Here is a 23879-nt window from a genome sequence, read left to right on the forward strand (position 1 = left end):
CGACTAGTGCAGCCCGAACACCCGGTTCTTGCGGTTCAGGTCGTCGATGTAGGCGGCGGCGACGTGGGAGAAGTTGATCGCCACCTCGGAGTCGTCCTTGGTCTGGATCGTCTGGACCGAACCGGTGCGGACGAAATGCGAAAGGTCCTTGGTCAGCCGTTCGGTCTCCTCCGTCGTGAGCGCGAAGAGCAGCGGCTCCCCACCGGCGGCGAGATGCAGGACGAGCGCGGGTTTCTGGTCTGCCATGGACCCATGGCACCAGCCTTGATCACAACCGGGCAAGCGGGTTCGCTGCGGGCGTATCGGGTGCGTGGACTACGTTCATCCCGACGAACAAGACACCCGCGGGGGGAAAAGGCGATGCCGCATTCGTTCTCGCTGTCGCTGGCGGCGGTGGACATCCTGCTCGAACACGGGCGGTTCGGGCCGTCGCCGGTGCCGTTCGACGTCCCGCACATCGGCACCACCACCGATCAGCGCGCGATGGTGCGCGAGGCCGTCTTCCGTGATCTCGAAGGCCGCGGCCTGATGCGCGGCGGCAGACTCGACGCCGACGTCGAACTCGCGCTCGCCACGTTCGTCAACCCGCAGCTCGCCGTCTGGGCGGTCGCGCAGATGGAGAAGGACAAGCAGCTCTTCGCGAGGGCGGCGACGAACGGCCAGTTCGCGGTCATCACGCGCCAGGAAGAGAACTTGCTCGTTTTCGAAAAGACCAGGCCGACCGCGATCGTCGCGTCGATCGTCGACCTGCTGCCGCTCACCCCTGCGGGTCCTGGTCAGTCCGTCACCATCGCGAAGCCGGTCAGCGCGCCGAAGCGCCCTCGCAGCGATGACGCCTACGACCCCTTCGCCAACGTCAGCGGTCCCCGTTCCCATGGGTCGAACCCGCAGCAGCGGCAGGTGGAGCGGATGTTCGAGAAGCCGAAGACGCGGGTGGGCCAGTTCAGCGTGTTCATCCGCGGCGGCCAGGTCTTCCCGCCGCTGGCCTGGTTCGACACCGAAGCAGGCCGGTTCATGATGACCTCGCGCCAGGCGGCCGACGGGCAAAGCTGGCTGACCTACGCCCCGGCCGACAACGCGAGGATCGCTCAGCAGCTGTACGCCCAGCTCGAAGGCCAGTTCTGAACTGTCGGGAACCGGGATGACGCCCGTTTCGTCACAGTTCCGGAGATCTTCGGTGATCGGGCGATCACCGTCGCGCCGAGTGTCCGGCTAGTAGACTGCCGGGCGGTACGCACGGGCGAGCAGACGATGCAGTGGGGCGGACGATGGCTTTCGAAGCGGACGGCGGACAGGCGGCACCGGACTACTCGATGGGCGCCGCCATGGGCGCGGCAGCCGGCTATGTGGCCAAGGGCGGGCTGAACCAGGAGGCGATCGCCAAGGTCAGCGCCGAGACCCAGAAGCTGGTCTCGGCCGCCAAGAGCGGTGGCTTCAAGATCAGCGAAGAGGGTGTCAAGCCGCTTCGTGAGGCTCTGGCGAACATGTCGGAGGAACTCAGCGCGCTGAAGATCAAGACCATGGCGCTGAACGACGCGCCGAAGCTGGGCGGCCACCCTTACGGCAAGGCGGTCGCGGCACACGACCACAAGGGCGCGGCCCAGTCGGCCAACTCCGCCAGCGCGGTCATCGGGCAGTTCGAGCAGGTGGTCAAGGACGCCGACGAGGCGCTGGCCAGGGCCGCCGGACTGTACAAGGGTGTCGAAGACCGGGCGATCGACGCCACCAAGAAGGTCCAGGCCTGAGGACGATGAAAAAGCTCTACGTGGTGCCGCTCGCCGCGGCCGCACTGGTACTGGCCGCGTGCTCCAGCGAAAAGCCGGGAAGCGCCAGTCCCGCCCCTCCCGCGTCGTCGAGCGCGTCCAGCGCCGCGCCCACGTCCGGCGCGGACACCGCGTCGATCGACCCGTGTTCACTCGTCGGCGTGACGGACCTGGCGTCCTACGGGACGTTCAAGCCACCGACGTCCGAAAACGCGGGTGGAGCCCGTCTTTGCACGCTGAACAAGGAGGCGGCGACAGCCTCGGAAAGCCTCTCGATCGGTGTCGGTGTTCGCGACACCCAGGGTCTCGACACGGTGAGCGACGCCGGTAACGGCAAGACCACCGGCAACGTCAACGGGCGCAAGGCCGTGCTCGCGCCCAGGCCCCCGGCGGGGTGCCTGATGGCGCTCGAACTGGGCACGTCGGCGCGGGTCGACGTGCTGGTCGCGGCCGACGAGACCGAGAAGGCCTGCGGGATCGCCGAGAAGGTCGCCGACATCGTCGAACCGAAGCTTCCGAAGGGCTAAGGGGGAATCAGGATGACCACGAAGACACCGAACCTGAGCGAGAAGCAGGTCTCCGACCTTTCTCCCGCGGCACGTGACGCGTACTTCCAGCAGAAGGCCCAGGAGGGCGTCGACCCCAGTGACGGCTGGCTGTTCGGCGCGGTCAAGCAGTTCATGGCCTCCGGGAAGGCACACCAGCAGTCCCAGGAGGTCGGCGACAAGAACGTCGATCAGCTGACCAAGGACGGCGACGTCCAGTACGTCGAAGGCCTGGAGCCGTCGAACGCGGACTACCAGGGTTACGACCACGAAAAGCTCGAGCAGTTCATCAAGAGCGACTTGAACGTCGAGCAGGTCACCGAGGTCTCCACGGCGTACCACGATCTGCACAAGGCGTTCAACACCTTCTCGACGACGATGGACAAGGCCGTCACGGCGTCGCAGGGCACCTGGGAAGGCGACGCGGCGGGCAACGCGCAGGGCTACTTCAAGAGCCTCAGCAAGTGGTCCGAGACGAACTCCCAGAACGCGAAGCTCGCCTCCGAGACGATCTACGACCAGGGCACCGCGGCTTCCCACGTGAAGAACGTGATGCCGGCGCCGATCCCCTTCAACTGGAAGGACGAGGTCGGCGGCTGGATGACGTCGAACCCGTTCAACCTCGGCGACAACATCGACAAGTCCATCCAGAAGCAGAAGGACAGCCAGGAGGCCCACACCCAGGCGGCCTCCGCCATGCACGCCTACGACAAGTCCTTGTACGAGGCCGCGTCGAAGCAGCCGGCGTTCGCCGAGCCGCCGAAGTTCGGCGTCGGCGGTGGCGGCGGGATCGACGAGCCGGGCAAGCCGCAGCCATACCAGGTTCCGCCCGGCTCGACCCCGCCCGGCAACACCTACATCCCGCCCGGCAACACCTACATCCCGCCCGGTAGCGGCGGCGGTGGGGGCGGAGGCGGCGGTGGAGGCGGCGGCGGCACCGCCATCCCGCCGGGTGGTGGGCACCTGCCCGGCCCCGGATCCAGCACGGGATCCGGCAGTGTCCCCTCGGGGACGACGCCGTCCGGCCTCCTGAACACCCCGCCGCCGGTCACCACACCCGGCCCCTCGAACTCGAACGCGATGCCGATGAGCCCGATGCCGATGGCGCCCATGATGGGCGGCGGGATGGGCGACTCCGAGTACAACGGGCGGAACAGCCGCGGTGGTGGCGGAAGCGGCTTCGGTCCCGGTAGCGGCGCCGGTTCCACGCCCGGTTCGGGTTCCGCGTCCGGCGCGGCCCGTCCCGGCGGTGTCGGCGCCGCCGAAGCGGCGGCAGGCCGAGGTATGGGTGGTCTCGGCGGTGGCGCCGCCGGTCGCGGCGGGCCCGCCATGGGCGGTGGCATGGGCGGTCGCGGCCAGCACGCCGACGGGGACGAGGACACCGAGCACCAGCGTCCGACGTACCTCGTCGAGGGCGACCCGGACGAGGTCTTCGGCACCGACATGCGCACCGCGCCCCCGGTGATCGGCGAATAGAGGTTCTCAGCGAGAGTGACAGGAAAGGCCCCTTCATTGCGAATTTCGCGAATGAAGGGGCCTTTCCTGTCACGCCGCCGACCGCATCAGTACCTGAAGGGCCTTGCCCTGGCTCAGGTCCCGTGCTGGGCGATGTACGGGTCGCGGTCGTAGCGCAGGCTGGACCGGCCGACCGAATGCACCAGGTTCTCCCAGAACCGGTTTCCGGTCAGCGGCGCTCGCACGGAAGCCAGCATTTCCTGGATCTCCGGCCGCGCGAGGGCACGCCTCGCGGACGCGATCTCCTCCCCGGGTACCGCGCCCTCGATCGCCGCGGACAGCTCCTCCGGGGTGCCCCGCCCGGCGTCCGCGATGGCCCAGGCGACCGAGAGCAGCTTGTCGTGCCCCATCGGCCAGCCTGGGACCGAGATCGAGTGCGACGCCAGCGGGCCCGCCAACCCGATGTCGTCGACCACCTTGTAGTCGTAGGGCAGCAGCATGCCGGGGAAGCCGAGCGGGCCGGGAGAGGAGACCACGGTCCGCTCCCGCGCCGGTACGACGAGCCATCGGTGGTCGACCGACACCACGACGACCGGCCCCTGCTTGCCTTCCATGGCCTTGGCCAGCTCCGGCAGATAGCCGGGGGCCAAAGCGGCGTCCTCGGCCAGGATCGGATGGGACTTGGCCGTGGTGTCGACCCAGAAGACGCGGGAATCGGTGATGGCGTGGGCGCCGATCTTGTGCTCGATCGCCGAGGGCGCCCGCAACCAGCCGCCGCTCACCACGGCCCAGACGCCGAGCACCAGCAGCGGCAGCGCGGTCCACTTGCCGAGCGGTACGGCGAGCACCGGGAGGAGAAGCAGCAAGAGCGACGGAAGCAGCATTCGGCCGTGCATGTAGTCACCACCGACGCGCGTGACGTAGAACAGCAGGCCGAGCGCGGCGACGACAGGCATCACGACCACGATGGTCGTCGCACGGGTCAGCTTCCGGAGTACCAACGCCGCGATGACCACCAGCGTGAGCAGCGGGATCACCAGCAGGTACGGGTCGAGCAGGTCGGCGATGTAGAAGAAGCCCCGGTCCCAGCGGGCCTTCGAAGCTTCTTTCGCCAGCGCCGTGTTGGGCGTGATCAGGCCGTAGTAGCCCATCCGGAAGACCTGGTAGCCGACCGGCAGTACGCCTGCCACGAGAATCCAGAGCAGGGCGCGTTTCCAGCCCGGCTTGGCGATGAGGAGCAGGGCGACGCCCCCGAGCGCCGTCACCAGTGCGAATTCGGGGCGGACCAGCGGGCCGAGCCCGAGAAGGAAGACCGTCGCCCATGGCCGCGTGTCGGGCTGGGTGGCGTGGCGGACCAAAAGCCACCACACGCCCGCGAGCCAGCAGGTGACGAGGCCGGTTTCGAGGCCCGACGTCGCGAAGTCCCAGAACGGCGAGAGGCCGAGAAGCACGAGGGCTCCGGCCGGTACGATCAGTTTCGAGGGGTACAGGCGCCGCGCGCCGTCGAGGCCGAGCGCCATCCCGGCGACCGCGAGGAGCAGGCCGAGGATGACGGCCGCCCATTCGAGCCGTACGCCGAAAAGGCCGGCAAGTGCGAGGATGTACGTCCACAGCGTGCTGGTGTTCGCCTCGACGCGTTCACCGGCGTTGAACACCGGACCGTTGCCGTCCAGGAGGTTCTGCACCGTCCGCAGCACGATGAGTCCATCGTCGCACACCCATCTTCGGTTCCACGCGAGGACCGCGAACAGGGCCACGACCAGCCCGATGCTGACGAAGTTCCGGTCGAAACGAGGTCTGGATCTGGGTCTCGCTTCGGGAGTTTCCGGAGCGAGTACGGGTGCGTCCACGATCTGACCCCTTATAAGGTTCTTGTCCTTGTGCTCTGTATTCACGACTGGAGCCGGGCACAGGTTGCCCCGCGAACAAAAGTGGCCACCCGCGCCGTCGAGCTTCCTCATCGGCGCGGGTGGCCACCCTGGCCTTTCGGATGTCTCAGTAGCGGAAGAACTTCTCCTTGCGGCCCTGCCGCACCAGCTTGAGCCACTGCAAGAACGCCTTCGGATCCCGCTTCACGCCGACGAAGTACAACCCGAACCGCACCACTTCGAGCGCGCCGATCTTGCGCATTCCCGGCTGCGACAGCAGGTATCCGCGGTTGCGGTAGGTGTAGTAGCGCTTGACCTCGTTCTCCGGGTCCTGCGCGTGGAACCGGCCGCCCAGCATCGGCTTGAACTCGTCCGAGCCGTCCGGGTGCAGGTACGCGGTCTTGAGCGAGGTGCCGAACGGCAGTCCCGAACGGACAAGGCGCCGGTGCAGTTCGACCTCGTCGCCGCGGAAGAACAGCCGCAGGTCCGGCACGCCGACGACGTCCAAAGTGGACGCGCGGAACAGTGCGCCGTTCATCAGCGAGGCGATGCCGGGCAGGAAGTCGACGCCCAGTTCCGACGACGAGCGCTTCCAGGTCAGCCCGCGCCGCAACGGGAACGCGAGCTTGTCCGGCGCGTCGATGTTGGACACCACCGGGGAAATCTCGGCGAGGCCCCGCTTTTCGGCCTCGTCCAGCAGGATCGCGAGCACGTTCTCGTCGGCCGGGCGGCCGTCGTCGTCGGCCAGCCAGATCCAGTCCGCGCCAAGGGAAAGCGCGTGCAGCATGCCGAGCGCGAACCCGCCCGCGCCGCCGAGGTTGCGGTGCGAAGGCAGGTACGTGACGGGGAGGGGGTAACTCTCGACGATGGCCCGCGCCGACTGGTCCGGCCCGTTGTCGACCACGACGAGGTGGTCGACCGGCCGCGTTTGCGCGGCGATCACCTTGAGCGAGTCCGAAAGCAGTTCCCGCCGATGGCGCGTGACGACGACGCCGACGACGGCGCCTTCGGGCAACTGCCTCGTCTCGCTGGTCATCCCTGGCCGCCGTTCGTCGTCGAGACGGGCTCGGGTGCGACGCCGAACCGCTCCAGCGTCTCCTGGCTCATGTTCTCGAACGGGTCGCGGCCCTTGTAGCCGGTGAGCACCTCGCGCAGCGAACCGCGCTGCTTGACGTGCCCCTCGTCCATCCAGATGGCGGAGTCGCAGAGCTCGAAGAGGAACTCGTCCGAGTGGCTGGCGAACACCAGGATGCCGGACCGCTTGACGAGGTCCTTCAGCCGGTCCTTGGCCTTGTTGAGGAACGCCGCGTCGACCGCGCCGATGCCCTCGTCGAGGATCAGGATCTCCGGGTCGATCGAGGTGACCACGCCCAGCGCCAGCCGCACGCGCATACCAGTGGAGTAGGTCCGCAGCGGCATCTGCAGGTAGTCGCCGAGTTCGGTGAACTCCGCGATGTCGTCGACGCGCGCTTCCATCTGCTTCGCGGTCATCCCGAGGAACAGGCCGCGGACGATGATGTTCTCCAGCCCGGAGATCTCCGGGTCCATGCCGATGCCGAGGTCGAAGACCGGCGCGATCTTGCCGGAGATCTTCGCCGAACCGCGGGTGGGCTCGTAGATCCCGGACAGCAGCCGCAGCAGGGTCGACTTCCCGGCCCCGTTGTGGCCGACCAGGCCGACGCGGTCGCCTTGTTTCAGCGAGAGCGTCACGTCGTGGAGGGCTTCGATGATCGGCACCTTGCTCTCGGTGCCGATCTTGCCGCCGACCTTGCCCAGCACCCGCTTCTTCAGCGAGCGGGTCTTAGCGTCGAAGATCGGGAAGTCGACGAAGGCGTTGTGCACATCAATGCTGACCACTTGTCACACCCAATAAGAGACGCGGGAACGGTAATTACGCATCGCGACCAGCGCGAGACCCCAGCCGATGACGGTGATGCCACCGACGATCACCCAGCTGTAGGGGCTGACGGCTTGCCCGATCATCGGAGCACGCACGATCTGGATGAAGTGGAACAACGGGTTGCCGTAGACGAACGGCAACGCCCACGAGGTGTCGACCCGGGCGCCGCCCGCCATCAGCTGGTCGATCGGCCACACGATCGGCGTCATGTAGAAGAGCAGCTGGATGATCGAGTTGATCACCTGCGGGATGTCGCGGTAGCGGGTCGAGATGATGCCCAGCAGCAGGGTGACCCAGCCGGCGTTGAGCGCGAGCAGGAAGAAACCGGGGATCGCGCTGAGGGAGTACCAGCCGATACCCGGGTGGCAGATACCGGAGAAGTTCCCGTCACAGTTGCCGGTGTTCAGCGAGTACTGGTGGTTCAGCGAGGTGAAGAAGACCGCGAGCACGATCACGTAGACGATCAGGTTGTGCACCAGCATCAGAGTCTGGCGCCACACCGTCCGCAGTACATAGACCGACAGCGGCGCCGGGAGCTGTTTGATCAGCCCCTCGTTGGAGATGAAGGTCTCCATGCCCTCGGACAGGCAGCCGCTGATGAAGCCCCAGATGATGAACCCGGTGCTGATGTAGGGCAGGAACGTCGCCGTCGGCATGTGGAACAACTGTGAGTACAGGAGTCCGAGGCCGAGCGCGATGACGCCCTGGCTGATGGTGATCCAGAACGGACCGATCACCGAGCGGCGATAGCGCTGTTTGATGTCCTGCCAGCCGAGGTGTCCCCACAGCTCCTTGGCGGCGAACCCGGTCTTGATGTCGGCGAACGCGCGCGCGAAGGTCTTGCTGTCCGAAATCGGCGGAACCGAGGTCGGCGCAGCACCGTCGGCGGCGTGAACCGTGCTGGTGGCATGCACGGGAACGAGGGTACCGATGGGGCGGCCGGTGCCGGGGCCGCCCCGTCCGACCACGGAAAGCTACCGTCGGCTTCGCACCCGACGTGGTGGGTGTGCTGGTACTTTCTCCCCTCATGACTGCTGCACTCGGCGACGCGAGCTTGATGGTGAATCTGCTCGCCGCATACGCCGACCGGCCGGAGCCGCGTTCGGTGGCCGTGGTGGGGAACCAGCCGCTGTCGCCGGACTCCCGGCGGGCGAAGGCCATCGACGCCTGCGACCTCGTGATCCGGGTCAACGGCTTCGTCGTGGACGAGCCGGGCGGTCCCGAAACCGTCGGCAGCCGGGTGCACGTCGTCGTTTTCAACCGCGCCGTCCGCGCCACCAAGCATGTCTTCCGCGACTACCGCAAGCGGCTGTACCTGCTGGTCGAGCCGGGGCGGATGCACTGGGAGCCCGAAGCCATCCCGGGCTGGTGGCCCGGTGACCTCGGCTACGTCCCGGTGCCGAACCGCGAGGTGGTCCTGCCGCTCTCGGACGCGCTCGGCCTGCCGAGTCGCGAAGAGGGCCTGTGGTCGACCACCGGGACGCTGGCCGCCTGGATCGCGCGCACGTCCTTCCCGCACGCCAACCTGGTCATCTCCGGTTTCTCGTTCATCGACGACCCGAACCAGACCCACTGGGAGCACGCCGCGGGCGACTCCTGCATCGTCGGCCCCGAACACCGGATCGCCGCCGAGGGCAGGCTGCTGGACTCCTGGACGAAGACCGGCGAAACCGAACTCCTGCGCTGAATTCCCAGCCAGCCCATCCCGAGAAGGAACCACCCCATGGCAGTGCAGAAACTCCGCAGCGGCGTGATCGGCCGGATCGCCCGGCTCATCGACTTCCGGATCGACGAGCGGCTCCGCGACCTCAACGGGCGTGTCAACGAACTCGAACACGCCACCGCGGACCACCGCCGCCGCCTCGACGGCGCTGAAAGCGGCCTCGAGCACGCGCGCGGCGACCTGCGCTGGACCCGCGCCGAGCTGGACCGCCTGATCCCGAGCGTCGCGGCCCAGGAGGCCCAGCTGGAGGACCTGCGCGAGTCGATCTCGCTGCCGGCGCACGCCGACAAGCCCGAACTGGCCGAGGCGCGCAGCCTGATCCAGGAGATCCAGCGCCAGCACGCCCAGATCCGCGTCCGGCTGGCCGGGATCGCCCGTTACGAGGACCGGTTGCGCCGTCTCGAGGAGACCGCCACCGTCCCGGCAGGCGAATGACCGGCTCGCTGGTCGAGGCCGGAGAAGGCGACCTCGAGCGGATCCGGCGGTGGCGCAACCACCCGTCGGTGCGGAAGGTCAGTTTCACCACGCACGAGATCGGTGCCGACGAGCATCGTGGCTGGTTCGAGGCGGTCCGTGCCGACCCGAGCCGTCGCGTGCTCGTCTACCGGCACGACGGGGTGCCCGCCGGTGTCGTGCTGTTCAGCGACATCGACACCGAGGCCGGAAGCGCGGAATGGCACTTCTACCTGGACGTCGAAGGGCTCGGCCGGGAGACCCTCCCCGCGTGGTTGCGGTTGGAGGGCGCGGCCGTCGACTACGGCTTCGACGTACTCGGCCTCAGCCGGCTGGGTGGTGCGACGCTCGCGGACAACCGTCAGGTCCTGCAACTGCACAAGCGATTCGGCTTCACCGAGACACGCAGGTATGTTCGGGAGGTCGACGGCGAGCCGCGCGAGGTCGTCTGGACCGAATTGCGTGCCGCCGACCGCCGGATGAGGAAGAAGAGGTAGTCGTACCCCGATGACCGCCAGCGAGGTGCGCATCGGCGCACATGTCCTGTCGGCGGCGCACCCGCCGTTCGTCATCGCCGAGATGTCCGGCAACCACAACGGCGAACTGGCCAGGGCGCTGGAGATCGTTGACGCGATCGCCGAGACCGGCGCACAGGCGGTCAAGCTCCAGACCTACCGGCCGGACACGATCACCATCGACGTCGACACCCCGGACTTCCGGATCGGCGCTTCGCATTCGCTGTGGGGCGGCGAGAACCTCTACAAGCTCTACGAGCGCGCCCACACCCCGTGGGAGTGGCACGAGCCACTGTTCGAGCGGGCCCGCGCCCATGGCCTCGAAATCTTCTCCAGCCCGTTCGACCCCACCGCGGTCGACCTGCTGGAATCGCTGGACGCGCCCGCGTACAAGATCGCGTCGTCGGAGATCGTCGACCTGCCGCTGATCGAACTGTGCGCGAAGACCGGCAAGCCGCTCATCATCTCGACCGGTATGGCGAGCGTCGCCGAAATCGACGCCGCGGTGCGGACCGCGCGCGAGGCGGGCAACGACCAGCTGATCGTGCTCGGTTGCACCGCCAGCTACCCGGCGTCGCCCGCCGAGAGCAACCTGCGCGGGCTGCCCGTCCTGGCCGGGGTGACCGGAACGCTCGTCGGCCTGTCCGACCACACGCCCGGCATCGGCGCCCCGCTGGCGGCCGTCGCGCTCGGCGCCGTCGCGATCGAGAAGCACGTGACCCTGGCCAGGACCGATGGCGGCGTCGACTCGGAGTTCTCCCTGGAGCCCGCCGAGCTGGCCGCGCTGGTCACCGAGTCGCACCGCGCCTGGGAGGCGCTGGGCGCGGCGGTGATCGGGCCGCGCGAGAGCGAGAAGGAAGGCCTGCGGTTCCGGCGTTCCCTGTACGTCGTCGAGGACGTGCGGGCCGGGGACACCGTGACGAGGGAGAACGTCCGCTCGATCCGGCCGGCCGGTGGCCTGGCCCCGGCCGAGATCGTGAACGTACTCGGCCGCACCTTCGCCTCCGATGTCCCGAAGGGCACCGCGCTCACCTGGGGCTTGATCTAGCCGAAGAAGGTGCGGACCTCGTCGATGACGCGGTCCACGTCGGCGTCGGTCAACGCCGGGAACAGCGGCAGCGAAAGCTCCTGGCGGTAGTACAGCTCCGCGTTCGGGCACAGGCCCCGCTGGTATCCGAGGTCCTCGAACACCGGATGCCAGTACGCGGGGATGTAGTTGACCTGCACGCCGATTCCCTTGACACGTAAGTGATCGAACAACGCACGACGTCGTCCTTCGAGGACTCGCAGCGGGTACAGGTGCCACACCGGGTCCGCGCCTTCGCGCACCGCGGGAGTCAGTACTCCGTCCAAAGAGGACAGTGCTGCGGTATAGCGCGCGTGGATCCCGGCGCGGCGCCTCTTGAACTCGGCGAGCCGCCGGAGCTGACTGCTTCCCAGGGCGCACAACACATCCGGCAACCGGTAGTTGAGGCCGAACTCGTGCACCTCCTGGTGCCACGCGCCTTCGTCCGGATAGCGCTGCGCGGCCTTGTCCCGCACCAGCCCGTGGTTGCGGAAGCCGCGGGCGCGCGCCAGCAGCTCGTCCGAACCGGCGATCACGGCGCCGCCTTCGGCCGTGGTGAGATTCTTGGTGGGGAAGAAGGAGAACGTGGTGAGGTCGGCTAGCGAGCCGACCGGCCTGCCCTGCCAGCTCCCGCCGACGGAATGCGCGGCGTCCTCCAGCAGCAGCGCGCCGTTGTCGTGCGCGATGCGGCCGAGTTCGTCCAGTTCCGCGGGGTGGCCGGCGTAGTCGACGGCCGCGACGACCTTGGTCCGCGAGGTGACCGCCGCGGCGGCCGCGGCCGGGTCGAGGTTCCCGGTGTCCGCCTCGACGTCGGCGAAGACGACCTTGCCACCGAGCAGCACGGCCGTCGCGGCGGTGGCGACGAAGGTCATCGGTGACGTGACGACCTCGTCACCGGGGCCGATCCCGGCCGCCGCGTAGGCGACGTGCAGTGCCGCGGTGCCCGAGGTGACGGCGACGGCGGGGGTGCCGCCGGTGTGCTCGGCCAAGTCCTCTTCGAAGCGTGTGACGGCGGGGCCGGTGGTCAGCCAGTCGCCACGCAGTACGGCGGTGACGGCGGCGATGTCCTCGTCCGAAATGGACTGACGGCCGTAGGGCAGGAACGACTTGGCCGACGTGCTCTTTCCCGCGGAGGCGGCATCAGACTCAGCCATACTGCTCGACCAGGTCGCGCAGTTCCTCGGCGTCGAGCCACAGGTCGTTGGTGTCCGAGCGGTACGCGAAGTTCTCCGGCACGGCCTGGCCGTCCGACGGCGGCTCGTAGCCCCAGCCCGCGATATGCGGCTGGACGACGTACCGATCGCTCAACCGCACGGTCCGGCGGGCGTCGTCGGGGGCGATCATCTCTTCGTGCAGCTTCTCGCCGGGCCGGATGCCGACCTCGTGCATCGGCGACCCGGGCGCGATGGCCTGCGCGAGGTCGACCAGCCGCATGCTCGGGATGCGCGGCACGTACAGCTCACCGCCGTTCATCTGGTCGAACGAGTCGACCACGAACCGCACGGCCTGCGGGAGCGTGATCCAGAAGCGGGTCATCTCCTTGTGCGTGATCGGCAGTGACTCGCCCTTGGCCGCCAGCGCGCGGAAGAACGGGATCACACTGCCGCGGGAACCCATCACGTTGCCGTAGCGGACCACGGAAAACCGGGTCGGATGCGTCGCGGCGTAGTGGTTCGCGCTGATGAACATCCGGTCGGCGCACAGCTTGGTGGCGCCGTAGAGGTTGATCGGACTCGACGCCTTGTCGGTCGAGAGCGCGACGACCTTCTTCACGCCCGTGTCGATCGCGGCCTCGATGACGTTCTGCGAGCCGACGACGTTGGTCTGCACGAATTCGAACGGGTTGTACTCACCCGTGTCGACCTGCTTGAGGGCGGCGGCGTGCACCACGTAGTCGACTCCGTGCATCGCGCGCTCGAGGCGGCGGCGGTCCCGGATGTCGCCGATGAACCAGCGCAGTCTCGGGTCGTTGTCGAACTGCTGACGCGCTTCGTACTGCTTGAGCTCGTCTCGGGAGAGCACGACCAGCCGTCGCGGGTTTAGCTCGGCCAGGGCGTAGGTGATGAACGCCTTGCCGAACGAACCGGTCCCGCCGGTGAGCAGGATGCTGGAGCCATCCAGCTCGGACATCGTTGACCTCCGCGTTTCGGTGCTACTGCCGTCGGCCATCATGTCACCCATGGATCGAGCCCCCGGGGCCCACGTGGTCAACGCCGTCATCCAGGCGCGGGCGTCGTCGACCCGGCTGCCGGGCAAGGTGCTGCGGCCCCTGTCCGGCCGGAGCGTGCTCGGCTGGGTCGTCCGTGCCGCGGCGGCTTCGCCGGGAATCGACGACGTCGTGGTCGCGACCTCCACCGAAGCCGAAGACGACGCGGTGGCCGCGGAGGCCGAGCGGCACGGCGCCCTGGTCGCCAGAGGACCGCTGGACGATGTCCTCGCGCGCTTCGCGGTGGCCATCGAGTCGTACCCGGCCGACGCCGTGGTGCGGCTCACCGCCGACTGCCCGCTGCTCGACCCGGCACTGATCGGGCAGCTCGTCACCCTGTGGCGCGCCCGGCCCTCGCTGGACTACCTGAGCACGACCCTGGTGCGCACCTTGCCTCGCGGCTTCGACGCCGAACTGGTGCGCGCGGAAGTACTGGCCGAGCAGGTCGAAACCGCCCGTGGCGCCGACCGGGAGCACGTGACCTCGGGCATCTACTCGCGGCCGGAGACTTACTCGTGCTCCGGGATCGTGGTCAGCCCGTCCGCCGAAGACCTGCGCGTGACGTTGGACACCGCCGAGGACTGGGCGGTCATCGAAGGTGTCGTCGCCGAGCTGGGAGACCGCGTCGGCGACTGGCGTGAGGTGGTCGCCGTGCTGCGGGCGCGACCCGATCTCGCCAAGCTCAACGCGCACGTCGAGCAGAAAAAAGTGGCCCGGTGACGCGACTGGTGCTGCGGGCCGACGCCTCCGGGACGATCGGCGCGGGCCACATCTCGCGCATGGTCGCCTACGCCGAGCGCGCCGTCGCGCGGGGCTGGGAGGTCGTGTTCTCGGGACAGGTGGACAACGCCGAATGGCTGGCGGCGCGCTTCGATGAGCTGTCCGTGCCGGTGGTGCCGTCTGCGTCCTTCGAAGGCTTCGACGCGGTGATCGTCGACCACTACGGCCTCGGCGAGCTACGCGAAAGCGTCAACGCCGCCGGTGCGCTGCTGGTGTCCATCGAGGACGACGTGTTCGGCAGGCGCGCGGCGGACCTCGTCGTCGACTGTGGTTTCGCGCCCGCCCTGAGGCCCGACGACGGTTCCGCCGAACTGCTCAGGGGAGTGGCCTACGCGCCGCTGCGGGAAGTCGTCCGGGAGGCGCGAGAGAAGCGTCGCGGCCGCGAGGGAGCCGAGCGGCCGCACGTGACCGTGGTGCTCGGCGGGGGGACGGAATGGGCCGGGACGGTCGGCGGGCTGCTGCACGCCCTGCGCGACACGGAACTGCCGTTCGTCGCCGATGTGCTCGTGCGCGGCGAACCCGTCGTGCCGGAGGCGCTGCCGGGTCAGGAATTCCGCATCGCGCCGCCCGGACCGGGCTTGCTCGATCTCTTGGTGGAGACGGACGTCGCGGTGAGCGCGGCCGGCGTCACGCTGCTCGAGCTGTGCTGCCTCGGCGTCCCGACCGGCGTCGTGCGGCTGGTCGACAACCAGGTGACGGGCTACCGGGGCGCGCTCGACCTCGGACTGGCGGCCGGGCTGGGGAGCGCGGAGGCGCTGGACGCCGGAGCCGTCGAGACGCTGCGGACCTTGCTGCGGGACCCGGTCGCGCGGCAGCGGTTCTCGGAGACGGCCGCGTCCGTTGTGGACGGGCAGGGCGTGGACCGGGTACTGGACCGGTTGGAAGCCATTTTGGCGGGCGACTGAGCCAGCGGTGATTTCCGGGCCAGACTCCTTGAAGCCGTGACCAGGGAAACGAGCATCTTCGAGATCCGGCCCTTGCTCGCGGCTCGCGGGGGAGCTTGAGCGGGGCGTGTCGCGGGCGAAGCTTCATCAAGAGCTGATCGACACGATCCTGTTCCTCCGGGCGGAGGGCAGGGAAGCGGAAGAGGAACGGGTCGAGAACGTCGCCGACCTGATGTCGGATTGGGTTCCGCGGGAATATCGCTTGTAGCGGCGCGGACACTGAAACCGTGAACGAGGTTTTCCGCGAAGTGCTGCTGCCCGACCTGCTCATCGTGGACCTGCGGAGGTTCTTCCGCCCGCTGCGCAACCCCCGGGTGTTATGAACGGACCGTTTATAACAAATTCTGTTATGAAAGGTCCGTTCATAACAGGCGTCAGAGGTACTGCCCGGGCCCGTGTGCCTCGCCGGTGCCGCCGCCAAAGCCCGTGCCGCCACCCGCGGAAGGTCCGGCCGGGAGTCCGCGCCGCATCTGCTCCAGCTGCACCCGGGCCGCCATCTGCTGCGCGAACAGCGCGGTCTGGATGCCGCTGAACAGCCCTTCCAGCCAGCCGACCAGCTGAGCCTGCGCGATCCGCAGCTCGGCATCGGACGGCGTCGAGTTCTCGGTGAACGGCCGCACCAGCCGCTCCAGCTCGTCCTGGAGTTCCGGCGCCAGCGCCTGCTCCAGTTCGCGGATCGACGTCTGGTGGATCTCGCGCACGCGGGTGCGGCTGGCGTCGTCCAGCGGCGCGGCGCGGACCTCCTCCAGCAGCTGTTTGATCATCGTGCCGATCCGCATCACCTTGGCGGGCTCTTCGACGAGGTCGCCGAGCGATTCCTCGTGAGAGGTCTCCTCCTCGGAGCCGGAGCCGGAGGCGAGGCGCGCGGTGCCGACCGGGGTGCCGTCGGGACCGACGACCACGACGTGGGGAGCGGAGTCCCCGTCGCTGGGGGTGGTCGATTCACGGGAAGCTGGGTCGGTCATGTGCTCCATCCTGGCTTACGTCGGGCACGAAGCGCAGCGTGGTTTTCGGCGCCGTCTCCGAGCGTAGCGGGAATCGTCGCGCCCCGTGGCCGGGCACCCAACCCCGGGTCAAGCGCCAAACCGCACGTCCGTACGGTGTCCCCATGGCGTTCGACGTCGCTCGTATCCGTGGGTTGTTTCCCGCGCTGGGTGACGGCTGGATTCACTTCGACGGCGCCGCCGGAATGCTCGTACCTGAACAGGTCGCTTCGGCCGTATCCACGGCCATGCGTGCTCCGGTGTCGGGGCCGGGCGGAGCGTTTCCGGCCTCCCAGCGTGCGGAAAGCATTGTCACGGCCGCTCGCCGGGCGGTCGCCGACCTGGTCGGCGCCGACCCGGCCGGAGTCGTGCTCGGACCCAACGCGCCCGACCTCATCCGCCGTCTCGTCGACGCGATGGCCGACCGCTGGACGATCGGCGACGAGGTCGTCGTCTCCCGGCTCGACGAGGAGGCCAACCTCGCGCCGTGGCGCCGCGCCGCGAAACGTGTCGGCGCGGTCGTGCGCTGGGGCGAGATCGACATCGAGACCTGCGAGCTGCCCGCTTGGCAGTACGAGAACCTCGTCTCCGCGCGCACCAAGGTCGTCGCGGTCACGCTGGCCTCCGGTTCGGTCGGCACCCGGCCCGACGTCCCGACGGTGATCGAGTTCGCCAAACGCGTCGGCGCGCTGGTCGTCGTCGACGCGACGTACGCGGCGCCGTTCGTGCCGCTGGACCTCAACGCGCTCGGCGCCGACGTGATGGTGGTTTCGGCGCAGGCCTGGGGCGGACCGTCGGTGGGGGCGCTGGTCTTCCGTGATCCCGAACTGCTCGAACGGCTGCCGTCGGTCTCGCTCGACCCGGCCGCGCGCGGTCCGGCCCGGATGGAACTGGGACCGCACGCGTACCCGTTGCTGGCCGGGTTGATCGCGTCGATCGACTATCTCGCCGGTTTGGACGACGCGGCGATGGGGTCGCGGCGCGAGCGGCTGGTGACGTCGCTGGGTTCGGCGAAGTCGTACCACGCGGGACTTCTGGCGCAACTGTCCACGGACCTGCGTTCGCTGCGGCATGTCATGGTCATCGGGGACGCCATGCGCCGGATCCCCGCGCTGGCCTTCGCCGTCGCGGGCAAGAAGTCGCCCGAGGTCGCGGAGTACCTCGCGTCCCAGGGACTCTGCGCTTTCGCCGACGACGGCACCAGCGGTGTCTTCGGGTCACTCGGCGCCGCCGAAGTCGGCGGCGCCGTCCGCATCGGACTCGCGCATTACTCGAACGTCTTCGAGGTCAACCAGCTTGTGCGAGTCCTGGAAGAGATCCGCTAGGACTTCGCGGCGAGAAGAACCTTGCCGAACACGGTGCCTTCTTCGAGCGCGCGGTGTGCCGAAGCGGCCTCGGCCATCGGCACGACCTGCCCGACGATCGGCTTCACCGAACCCTGCTCCACCAGCGGCCACAGCCTTTCGCGGACGTCGGCGACGATCGCCGCCTTCTGCTCCAGCGGCCGCGCCCGCAGGCCGGCGCCGTGGACGCTGCCCCGTTTGCCCATCAGCTTCCCGAGGTCGAGCTCACTCTTGACCCCGCCCATCATGCCGATGACGACGAGCCTGCCGTCCATGGCCAGCGCGTCGATGTTGCGGTCGAGGTACTTGGCGCCCATGTTGTCGAGGACGACGTCCGCGCCACCGGTCTCGGCGCGCAGGATCTCGACGAAGTCCTGCTCCTTGTAGTTGATCGCGATGTCGGCGCCGAGCTGGCGGCAGCTCTCCAGTCGCGCGTCCGAACCCGCGGTCACCGCGACCGTCGCGCCGAGCGCCTTGGCGACCTGGATCGCGTGCGTGCCGATCCCGCCCGCGCCACCGTGGACGAGCAGCACCTCGCCTTCGGACAGCTTGGCGTGCATCACCACATTCGCCCAAACCGTGCACGCGACTTCGGGAAGTCCGGCGGCCGCCAGCAATTCGACTTCGGCGGGAAGCGGAAGCAGTTGCCCGGCCGGAACGGCGACCTTTTCCCCATAGCCGCCACCGGCGAGCAAAGCACAAACCTCGTCCCCGATTTGCCATCCTTCGACGCCTTCGCCGATTTCGGCGATCGTGCCCGAACATTCGAGGCCGAGGATTTCGCCGGCGCCCGGCGGAGGCGGGTAAAGACCCCGACGTTGCAGCAGGTCAGCGCGGTTCACCGCACTCGCGGCGACGTCGATGACCACTTCGCCTTCGCCCGCTACCGGATCCGTCACCTCTGTCCATTCGAGAGCATCGGGATCGCCGGGCTCACGGATGGTGATCGCATACATACAAACGACCCTATCCCGGTGCTGGGAAGTCCGCCGAACGTCGGTTGACCTGTGGCACAAACCACATAAAGGTGACGTCCATGTCATATTCGCGAAGAAGCATTGTTCCCTCGATCGTGGTGATGGCCACCGCCGCGCTCACGGTCGGAATGGCTCCCGCCGCCGCAGCCGCGCCGAAGATCGACGGCCCCGCGCTGGCCAAGCAGCTCGTCAACAAGGTCGACGGCTCAGCAGTGAACCGGCACCTGATCGCCTTGCAGCGGATCTCGGACGCGAACGGCGGCCGCCGGGCCGCCAGCACCGAGGGCCACAAGAAGTCCGCGGAGTACATCGCCACGAAGCTGGAGCAGGCGGGCTTCACGGTCACCCGCCAGGAGTTCCCGTTCACCTACGAGGAAACCCTCGCGGAGAAGCTGACGGTCGCGGACGCCGACGTCCCGGTCATCATGATGTCCTACAGCCCGTTGACACCCACCGGCGGAATCACCGCGCCGCTCGCGGTGGTCCCGGTCGACGACACCAGCGGCTGCGAAGCGGCCGATTACGCCGGCGGGGTCACCGGCAAGATCGCGCTGATCCAGCGCGGCGGCTGCTCGTTCGCGCAGAAGCAGGCGACCGCCGCCGAGGCCGGAGCCGTCGGTGCGATCGTCTACAACAACGTTCCCGGCCCGGTCAACGGCACCCTCGGTGACCCGGCCGCCGGCAAGATCCCGACCGGTGGCATCACCCAGGCCGACGGCCAGGCGCTCACCGGCAAGGCCGGCTCCTCGGTCACCCTCGACCTGCGTGCCCTCCAGGAGGTGCGGACCACCTACAACGTCCTCGCCGAGACCAAGACCGGTCGCAAGGACAACGTCGTGATGCTCGGGGCGCACCTCGACAGCGTCATCGAAGGCCCCGGCATCAACGACAACGGCACCGGCTCGGCCGCGCTGCTGGAGACCGCCCTGCAGCTGGGCAGCAAGGCCAAGGTCAACAACGCCGTCCGCTTCGGCTGGTGGAGCGCCGAGGAGTTCGGGCTCGTCGGCTCGACCCACTACGTCAACTCGCTGAGCTTCGAGCAGCAGCTCGACATCGCGCTGTACTACAACTTCGACATGATCGGCTCGCCGAACACGGGGTACTTCGCTTATGACGGCGACAACTCCGACGGTGTCGGCGAGGGCGAGGGTCCGTACGGCTCGGGTCAGCTCGAAAAGACCCTGGTTGACTACCTGCAGCTCGGCAAGGGCGTCCCGGTCGAGGGCACGGACTTCACCGGCCGCTCGGACTACCAGGGCTTCATCCTCGCCGGCATCCCGGCGGGTGGCCTGTTCACCGGTGCCGAAGGCGTGAAGACCGCGGCGCAGGCGGCGAAGTGGGGCGGCAGCGCCAACGTTCCTTACGACAAGTGCTACCACCAGAAGTGCGACAACCTCGGCAACGTCGACCGCGTCGCACTCGACCGCAACTCCGATGCCGTCGCCTGGGCGCTGGGCGTCTACGCGACCAGCACCGAGAACATCAACGGTGTGCCGGGTGGCAGCGCCGCGAAGGCGAAGGCCCTTCGCGCGGCTGAGCGGTCCAAGCAGCGGAGCCTGACAGCTTCCGTCCACGCTGACGACCACCACGTCGCCGCGTAGTAGCGAAAGCTGAAGGGGCCTTTACCCGCATCCGATGCGGGTAAAGGCCCCTTCACCGCGTCCTATGCGGCGAAAGTCCCTTCAGCCCAGGCTGTTGGTCGCGAAGGTGTCGCACCGCGCGGGCTGACCGGTCTGGAAGCCGGTGGTGAACCACTTCTTCCGCTGGGCCGAGGTGCCGTGGCTGAACTTCGACTCGTCGACCCGGCCGCCGCCCAGCTTGGACTGGATGTAGTCGTCACCGATCCGCGAAGCGGTGTCCAGCGCGGAATTGACGTCTTCTTGGCTGACTTCGCTGATCAGCGGCCGTCCGGTCTCGGTCGGCGCGGTCGTGGCGTGGTTCGCCCAGACCCCGGCGTAGCAGTCGGCCTGGAGTTCCAACCGCACCGAGCCCGAGGTCGGTCCGCTACCGGTGCCTTTCTTGGATACTCCGGTGAGGTTCTGTACGTGGTGACCGTATTCGTGGGCCAGCACGTACGCCTCGGCGAACGGCCCGCCCTGCGCGCCGAACCTGGTGCGGAGTTCGTTGAAGAACCCGAGGTCGATGTAGACCTTGGAGTCGCCGGGGCAGTAGAACGGCCCGACGTCCGAAGTCGCGTTGCCGCAGGCTGTGTTCACGCCGCCGTTGAAGAAGCTGGTGGTGGCCTTGCGGTAAGTCGATCCAGAGCGCTGGAATTCCTGGCCCCAATAGTCCTGGACCGAGTTGATGATGCCGACGATCGCGCAGTCGTGGTTCCGGTTCGCGTCCGCGCCGGTCCTGCACTCCTGCGACAGCGACGTGTTGTCCACCTGCTGCCCGGAGCCCACGCCGCCCAGCCCGCCGGAGGACGGGTTCAGGCTCACGCCGCCGAACTGGGAGAGCAGGAAGTAGATGACGAGGCCGACCACGCCGAGCCCGCCGCCGCCGAGTGCCACCCGGCCGCCGATACCGCCACCGCCACCACCGCGCAGATCCTCGACCTCGGAGGTGTCCAGGCCCGCGCCTTCGTCGAATCGCACGGGGGAAGCGTAACCGGAGAGGCCCGGATATGCCTGGGTGCGGCCACGCGAAGTGGCCGCACCCAGGGGCTACCGAGGTTGTCTTGTTCTGTTCGCCGGTTGGCCGCGATCACCGGGCCGGCGTCCGGCACTGCCGAGGCGGTCGAAGAGGCCGCGAACCCGAAACAGGCTGGAGTGACGCCGAATGCGCGAGAATTGTCGAGCGCATCCGAGATACCCGTGCTCGTCGCTGTTCACCGTCGCGACCGACCCGGTCCTTTCCGTTCCGGTCGCGGGACACAGCAGGCGGTCAACCGCGAGAATCACCCGCCATACCACCACCTGACCCTTCCCGGCTGGGAGCAGGTCCGGCGACCTCACGAGGAGTCGCCCGATACTTGCCCGACCATCCGCTGACAAGAAGAATGCGCCTTTTCTCGCCGAGTCTCAACCTTTTCGTAACCCCTCCTTCGGGCGAATGTCCCGCCGGGTTTTCCGGGGGCCGAAAAGTGACCGGTGGGTATGCGCCCGGTGCGATCAACGCTCTACCCTGCGTGGATGGCGGTGGAGCAGAAGGACGTGCGCTGGCTGTCCGAGCCGGAAATGGTCGCGTGGCGCTCGTACATCGTCGCCACCATGCGGCTCCGGCAACGCCTGCACCGTGAACTGGCCGAGCGCCACGACGTCACGCTCGCCGACTACGAGGTGCTGGTCTGCCTCTCACTCCAGTCCGACAACCGGATGCGGATGACGGAACTGGCGAGCATGCTCGGCTCGACCAAGAGCAGGCTTTCGCACCAGATGGTCCGGCTGGAGGCCGAGGGCGTCATCCGCCGCACCCGCGACCCGGCGGACAAGCGCGGAGTCGTCGCGGAGCTGACCGGACGCGGCGCGGAACTACTGGAGGGTGCGGCGCCGACACATGTCGAAGGCGTCCGGGAGCACCTGATCGACCTGCTGAGTCCCGAAGAGCAGAAGGTGCTGGGGCAGGCTTTCGGGCGAGTGCTGGAGCATCTGTCGGAGATCGACGGCCTCCCGCGCCTGCCGCCGGTCACCTGAGTGCCACCTCGGTGGACCCGCGCCGCGATCGACGTCGGCAGGACGCGACCTGACAGGTTCACGCGTTATGTCCGGTTTACGAGTTGGTTCTCAGCTCCGCCCAAGGTTCACAGAAGGGCGTTGAGCCGGGCCGCCTGACGGGTCAGATGGGCGTTCTCCGCGAGGTTGGCCGCCTTCTCGGCCGCCTGTCCGTACAGTTTCGCCGCTTCGACCAGGTCGCCGTCGCGCTCGTGGAGGTACGCGGCGACCGCGGTGTGCCGGGGGAGTGAGTCGTCCAGTTCCGCGAGCGCGGCCAGTCCGGCGCGCGGTCCCTCGGCCTCCCCGACGGCCACCGCGCGGTTGAGCCGGACGACAGGGCTGTCGGTGAGCGCCGCGAGTTCGTCGTACCACTCGACGATCTGCACCCAGTCGGTCTCTTCGGCGGCAGGCGCGTCGGCGTGGAGTGCGGCGATGGCGGCCTGTGCCTGGAATTCCCCCAGTTCATCGCGGGCCAGTGCCGCTTGCAGGATCTCGACGCCTTCGGCGATCGTCCCGGTGTCCCAGCGGCCGCGGTCCTGTTCGGCGAGCGGCACGAGACTGCCGTCGGCCGTGGTCCTGGCGGCACGCCGGGCGTGGTGCAGCAGCATGAGGGCGAGCAGTCCCGCGACCTCGGGATGGTCGATCGCGGCCGCGAGCCGCCGGGTCAGCCGGATGGCTTCGGCGGCGAGGTCGACGTCGCCGGAGTAGCCCTCGTTGAACACCAGGTAGAGCACGCGCAGCACGGTGGCGACGTCGCCTGCCTGGTCGAACCGCACACCGGAGACGGTGCGCTTGGCGCGGCTGATGCGCTGCGCCATGGTCGATTCGGGCACCAGATAGGCCTGGGCGATCTGGCGGGTGGTCAGCCCGCCGACGGCGCGCAGCGTGAGCGCGACGGCGGACGACGGCGTCAGCGACGGGTGGGCGCAGAGGAAATACAACTGGAGCGTGTCGTCCGAATCGGGCGCGGGCCCCGGCTCGGGCTCCTCGTCGACGAGATCCTCGCGACGGCGCCGGGCGGCGTCCGACCGGGCCATGTCGAGGAACTTGCGCCACGCCACCGTGACGAGCCAGCCCTTCGGATCCTTCGGCCGGTCGCCGGGCCAGACGCGGACGGCCTCGATCAGCGCTTCCTGCACGGCGTCCTCGGCCGCCGAGAAGTCGGCTCCGCGGCGGACGAGGACCCCGAGCACGTTCGGCGTGAGGCCCCGGAGCAGCACCTCGTCCATTTCGGTGCTCACTCCGTGATGACGAGCGGCTCGCCCCACAACGGACGCAGTTCGAGCCACTCGTGGATCGGTTTCCCGCCCGCTCCCGGTGCGGCCGACAGCTCACTCGCCAGTTCGAGCGCTCGCTCGTAGCTGTCGACGTCGATCACCATGAAGCCGGCGATGAGGTCTTTGGTCTCGGCGAAGGGGCCGTCGGTGACCGGCGGCTTGCCTTCGCCGTCGTACCGGACGAAGGTGCCTTCGGGGGCGAGAGCCCGCTCTTCGACGAACTCACCGGTCTCCACGAGCCGGGTCGCGAAGTCCCTCATGTACCGCACGTGCGCCGTGATCTCTTCCGGAGCCCACTGGTCCATCGGCACGTCGTTGACCGACGCCGGAGCGCCGCGGTAGTGCTTGAGCAGCAGGTACTTGGCCATGGCGGGAAGCCTAACGAGTCTGCCGGTTCTTCTGCCTGGTGGTCTATACCTCTGATCTCT

The 23879-nt window shown here is 68.5% G+C and carries 26 protein-coding genes; 14 read left to right on the forward strand and 12 right to left on the reverse strand.

What is annotated here, in order from left to right:
* Positions 1–3: 3 nt before the first annotated feature.
* Positions 4–246 carry a hypothetical protein gene (locus BS329_RS27080; RefSeq protein WP_076164061.1) on the reverse strand — a complete coding sequence of 81 codons (243 nt, stop codon included), beginning with the start codon at positions 244–246 and terminating at the stop codon, positions 4–6.
* A 114-nt stretch (positions 247–360) separates the two neighbouring features.
* Between BS329_RS27080 and BS329_RS27085 the strand changes: the two genes are divergently transcribed.
* The 4 genes from BS329_RS27085 (at position 361) to BS329_RS27100 (ending at position 3784) form a co-directional block, all read left to right on the forward strand.
* Positions 361–1125 carry an ESX secretion-associated protein EspG gene (locus tag BS329_RS27085; RefSeq protein ID WP_076164062.1) on the forward strand — a complete coding sequence of 255 codons (765 nt, stop codon included), beginning with the start codon at positions 361–363 and terminating at the stop codon, positions 1123–1125.
* A gap of 143 nt (positions 1126–1268) precedes the next feature.
* The gene (locus BS329_RS27090; RefSeq protein WP_244197305.1) at positions 1269–1745 is read left to right on the forward strand and encodes a hypothetical protein; all 477 of its coding nucleotides are present in this window, start codon (positions 1269–1271) and stop codon (positions 1743–1745) included.
* A gap of 5 nt (positions 1746–1750) precedes the next feature.
* Positions 1751–2290 carry a DUF3558 family protein gene (locus tag BS329_RS27095; RefSeq protein WP_076164063.1) on the forward strand — a complete coding sequence of 180 codons (540 nt, stop codon included), beginning with the start codon at positions 1751–1753 and terminating at the stop codon, positions 2288–2290.
* A gap of 12 nt (positions 2291–2302) precedes the next feature.
* Positions 2303–3784 (forward strand): hypothetical protein, encoded by a 1482-nt coding sequence (locus BS329_RS27100; protein WP_076164064.1) that lies wholly within the window; start codon positions 2303–2305, stop codon positions 3782–3784.
* Between the two features lie 113 nt (positions 3785–3897).
* Here the strand turns inward: BS329_RS27100 and BS329_RS27105 are convergent, their stop codons facing one another.
* The 4 genes from BS329_RS27105 to wzm form a co-directional block, all read right to left on the reverse strand.
* Entirely contained in the window at positions 3898–5613 is a 1716-nt protein-coding gene (locus tag BS329_RS27105) for an arabinofuranosyltransferase AftB family protein (RefSeq protein ID WP_084750209.1), read from the reverse strand.
* 145 nt (positions 5614–5758) lie between these two features.
* Positions 5759–6667 (reverse strand): galactofuranosyltransferase GlfT1, encoded by a 909-nt coding sequence (gene glfT1 / locus BS329_RS27110; RefSeq protein WP_076164065.1) that lies wholly within the window; start codon positions 6665–6667, stop codon positions 5759–5761.
* Entirely contained in the window at positions 6664–7488 is an 825-nt protein-coding gene (wzt, locus tag BS329_RS27115) for a galactan export ABC transporter ATP-binding subunit Wzt/RfbE (protein ID WP_076164066.1), read from the reverse strand. The genes glfT1 and wzt overlap by 4 nt, the downstream gene beginning before the upstream one ends.
* A 3-nt stretch (positions 7489–7491) precedes the next feature.
* Positions 7492–8445, reverse strand: coding sequence for a galactan export ABC transporter permease subunit Wzm/RfbD (wzm, locus tag BS329_RS27120; protein ID WP_076164457.1), 954 nt, complete (start codon positions 8443–8445; stop codon positions 7492–7494).
* Between the two features lie 143 nt (positions 8446–8588).
* Here wzm and BS329_RS27125 point away from each other — a divergent pair, with 143 nt between their 5' ends.
* The 4 genes from BS329_RS27125 to pseI are packed head-to-tail and all read left to right on the forward strand — an operon-like array spanning position 8589 to position 11270.
* Positions 8589–9218 (forward strand): glycosyltransferase family 29 protein, encoded by a 630-nt coding sequence (locus BS329_RS27125; protein ID WP_076164459.1) that lies wholly within the window; start codon positions 8589–8591, stop codon positions 9216–9218.
* A 36-nt stretch (positions 9219–9254) separates the two neighbouring features.
* Positions 9255–9689 (forward strand): hypothetical protein, encoded by a 435-nt coding sequence (locus BS329_RS27130; protein ID WP_076164067.1) that lies wholly within the window; start codon positions 9255–9257, stop codon positions 9687–9689.
* A complete protein-coding gene (locus BS329_RS27135) occupies positions 9686–10204 on the forward strand; it encodes a GNAT family N-acetyltransferase (protein WP_076164068.1) in 519 nt (172 codons plus the stop codon). Before BS329_RS27130 ends, BS329_RS27135 begins: the two co-directional genes overlap by 4 nt.
* A gap of 10 nt (positions 10205–10214) precedes the next feature.
* A complete protein-coding gene (pseI, locus tag BS329_RS27140; protein ID WP_076164069.1) occupies positions 10215–11270 on the forward strand; it encodes a pseudaminic acid synthase in 1056 nt (351 codons plus the stop codon).
* On the opposite strand, the gene BS329_RS27145 is transcribed toward pseI, so the two are convergent.
* Positions 11267–12442 (reverse strand): DegT/DnrJ/EryC1/StrS family aminotransferase, encoded by a 1176-nt coding sequence (locus tag BS329_RS27145; protein ID WP_076164070.1) that lies wholly within the window; start codon positions 12440–12442, stop codon positions 11267–11269. The genes pseI and BS329_RS27145 overlap by 4 nt on opposite strands.
* Positions 12435–13418, reverse strand: a complete 984-nt coding sequence (pseB, locus tag BS329_RS27150; protein ID WP_076164071.1) for a UDP-N-acetylglucosamine 4,6-dehydratase (inverting) — start codon at positions 13416–13418, stop codon at positions 12435–12437. The genes BS329_RS27145 and pseB overlap by 8 nt, the downstream gene beginning before the upstream one ends.
* A 49-nt stretch (positions 13419–13467) precedes the next feature.
* On the opposite strand from pseB, the gene BS329_RS27155 reads away from it, so the two are divergent.
* The 3 genes from BS329_RS27155 (at position 13468) to BS329_RS27165 (ending at position 15426) form a co-directional block, all read left to right on the forward strand.
* Complete coding sequence (locus BS329_RS27155; RefSeq protein ID WP_076164461.1) at positions 13468–14214, forward strand: cytidylyltransferase domain-containing protein; 747 nt, start codon at positions 13468–13470, stop codon at positions 14212–14214.
* Positions 14211–15179 (forward strand): spore coat protein, encoded by a 969-nt coding sequence (locus tag BS329_RS27160; protein WP_076164072.1) that lies wholly within the window; start codon positions 14211–14213, stop codon positions 15177–15179. The genes BS329_RS27155 and BS329_RS27160 overlap by 4 nt, the downstream gene beginning before the upstream one ends.
* 106 nt (positions 15180–15285) lie before the next feature.
* Complete coding sequence (locus BS329_RS27165; protein WP_244197306.1) at positions 15286–15426, forward strand: hypothetical protein; 141 nt, start codon at positions 15286–15288, stop codon at positions 15424–15426.
* Between the two features lie 166 nt (positions 15427–15592).
* On the opposite strand, the gene BS329_RS27170 is transcribed toward BS329_RS27165, so the two are convergent.
* Complete coding sequence (locus BS329_RS27170; RefSeq protein ID WP_076164073.1) at positions 15593–16192, reverse strand: bacterial proteasome activator family protein; 600 nt, start codon at positions 16190–16192, stop codon at positions 15593–15595.
* 134 nt (positions 16193–16326) lie between these two features.
* On the opposite strand from BS329_RS27170, the gene BS329_RS27175 reads away from it, so the two are divergent.
* Positions 16327–17526 (forward strand): cysteine desulfurase-like protein, encoded by a 1200-nt coding sequence (locus BS329_RS27175; protein WP_076164074.1) that lies wholly within the window; start codon positions 16327–16329, stop codon positions 17524–17526.
* Here the strand turns inward: BS329_RS27175 and BS329_RS27180 are convergent.
* Positions 17523–18500, reverse strand: a complete 978-nt coding sequence (locus BS329_RS27180) for an NAD(P)H-quinone oxidoreductase (RefSeq protein WP_076164075.1) — start codon at positions 18498–18500, stop codon at positions 17523–17525. The genes BS329_RS27175 and BS329_RS27180 overlap by 4 nt on opposite strands.
* 80 nt (positions 18501–18580) lie before the next feature.
* Here BS329_RS27180 and BS329_RS27185 point away from each other — a divergent pair, with 80 nt between their 5' ends.
* On the forward strand, positions 18581–20122 hold the full coding sequence (locus BS329_RS27185; protein WP_208619278.1) for a M28 family metallopeptidase: 1542 nt from the start codon (positions 18581–18583) through the stop codon (positions 20120–20122).
* A gap of 81 nt (positions 20123–20203) precedes the next feature.
* Here the strand turns inward: BS329_RS27185 and ypfJ are convergent, their stop codons facing one another.
* Positions 20204–21118, reverse strand: a complete 915-nt coding sequence (ypfJ, locus tag BS329_RS27190; RefSeq protein WP_076164077.1) for a KPN_02809 family neutral zinc metallopeptidase — start codon at positions 21116–21118, stop codon at positions 20204–20206.
* A gap of 537 nt (positions 21119–21655) precedes the next feature.
* On the opposite strand from ypfJ, the gene BS329_RS27195 reads away from it, so the two are divergent.
* Positions 21656–22156, forward strand: coding sequence for a MarR family winged helix-turn-helix transcriptional regulator (locus BS329_RS27195; RefSeq protein ID WP_076164078.1), 501 nt, complete (start codon positions 21656–21658; stop codon positions 22154–22156).
* 107 nt (positions 22157–22263) lie between these two features.
* Here BS329_RS27195 and BS329_RS27200 read toward each other — a convergent pair whose 3' ends face one another.
* On the reverse strand, positions 22264–23403 hold the full coding sequence (locus BS329_RS27200) for an RNA polymerase sigma factor (protein WP_076164463.1): 1140 nt from the start codon (positions 23401–23403) through the stop codon (positions 22264–22266).
* A gap of 8 nt (positions 23404–23411) precedes the next feature.
* Positions 23412–23819 (reverse strand): YciI family protein, encoded by a 408-nt coding sequence (locus BS329_RS27205; RefSeq protein WP_076164079.1) that lies wholly within the window; start codon positions 23817–23819, stop codon positions 23412–23414.
* Positions 23820–23879 lie beyond the last annotated feature (60 nt).

Source organism: Amycolatopsis coloradensis (genome assembly GCF_001953865.1).
GTDB classification, from domain to species: Bacteria; Actinomycetota; Actinomycetes; order Mycobacteriales; family Pseudonocardiaceae; genus Amycolatopsis; species Amycolatopsis coloradensis.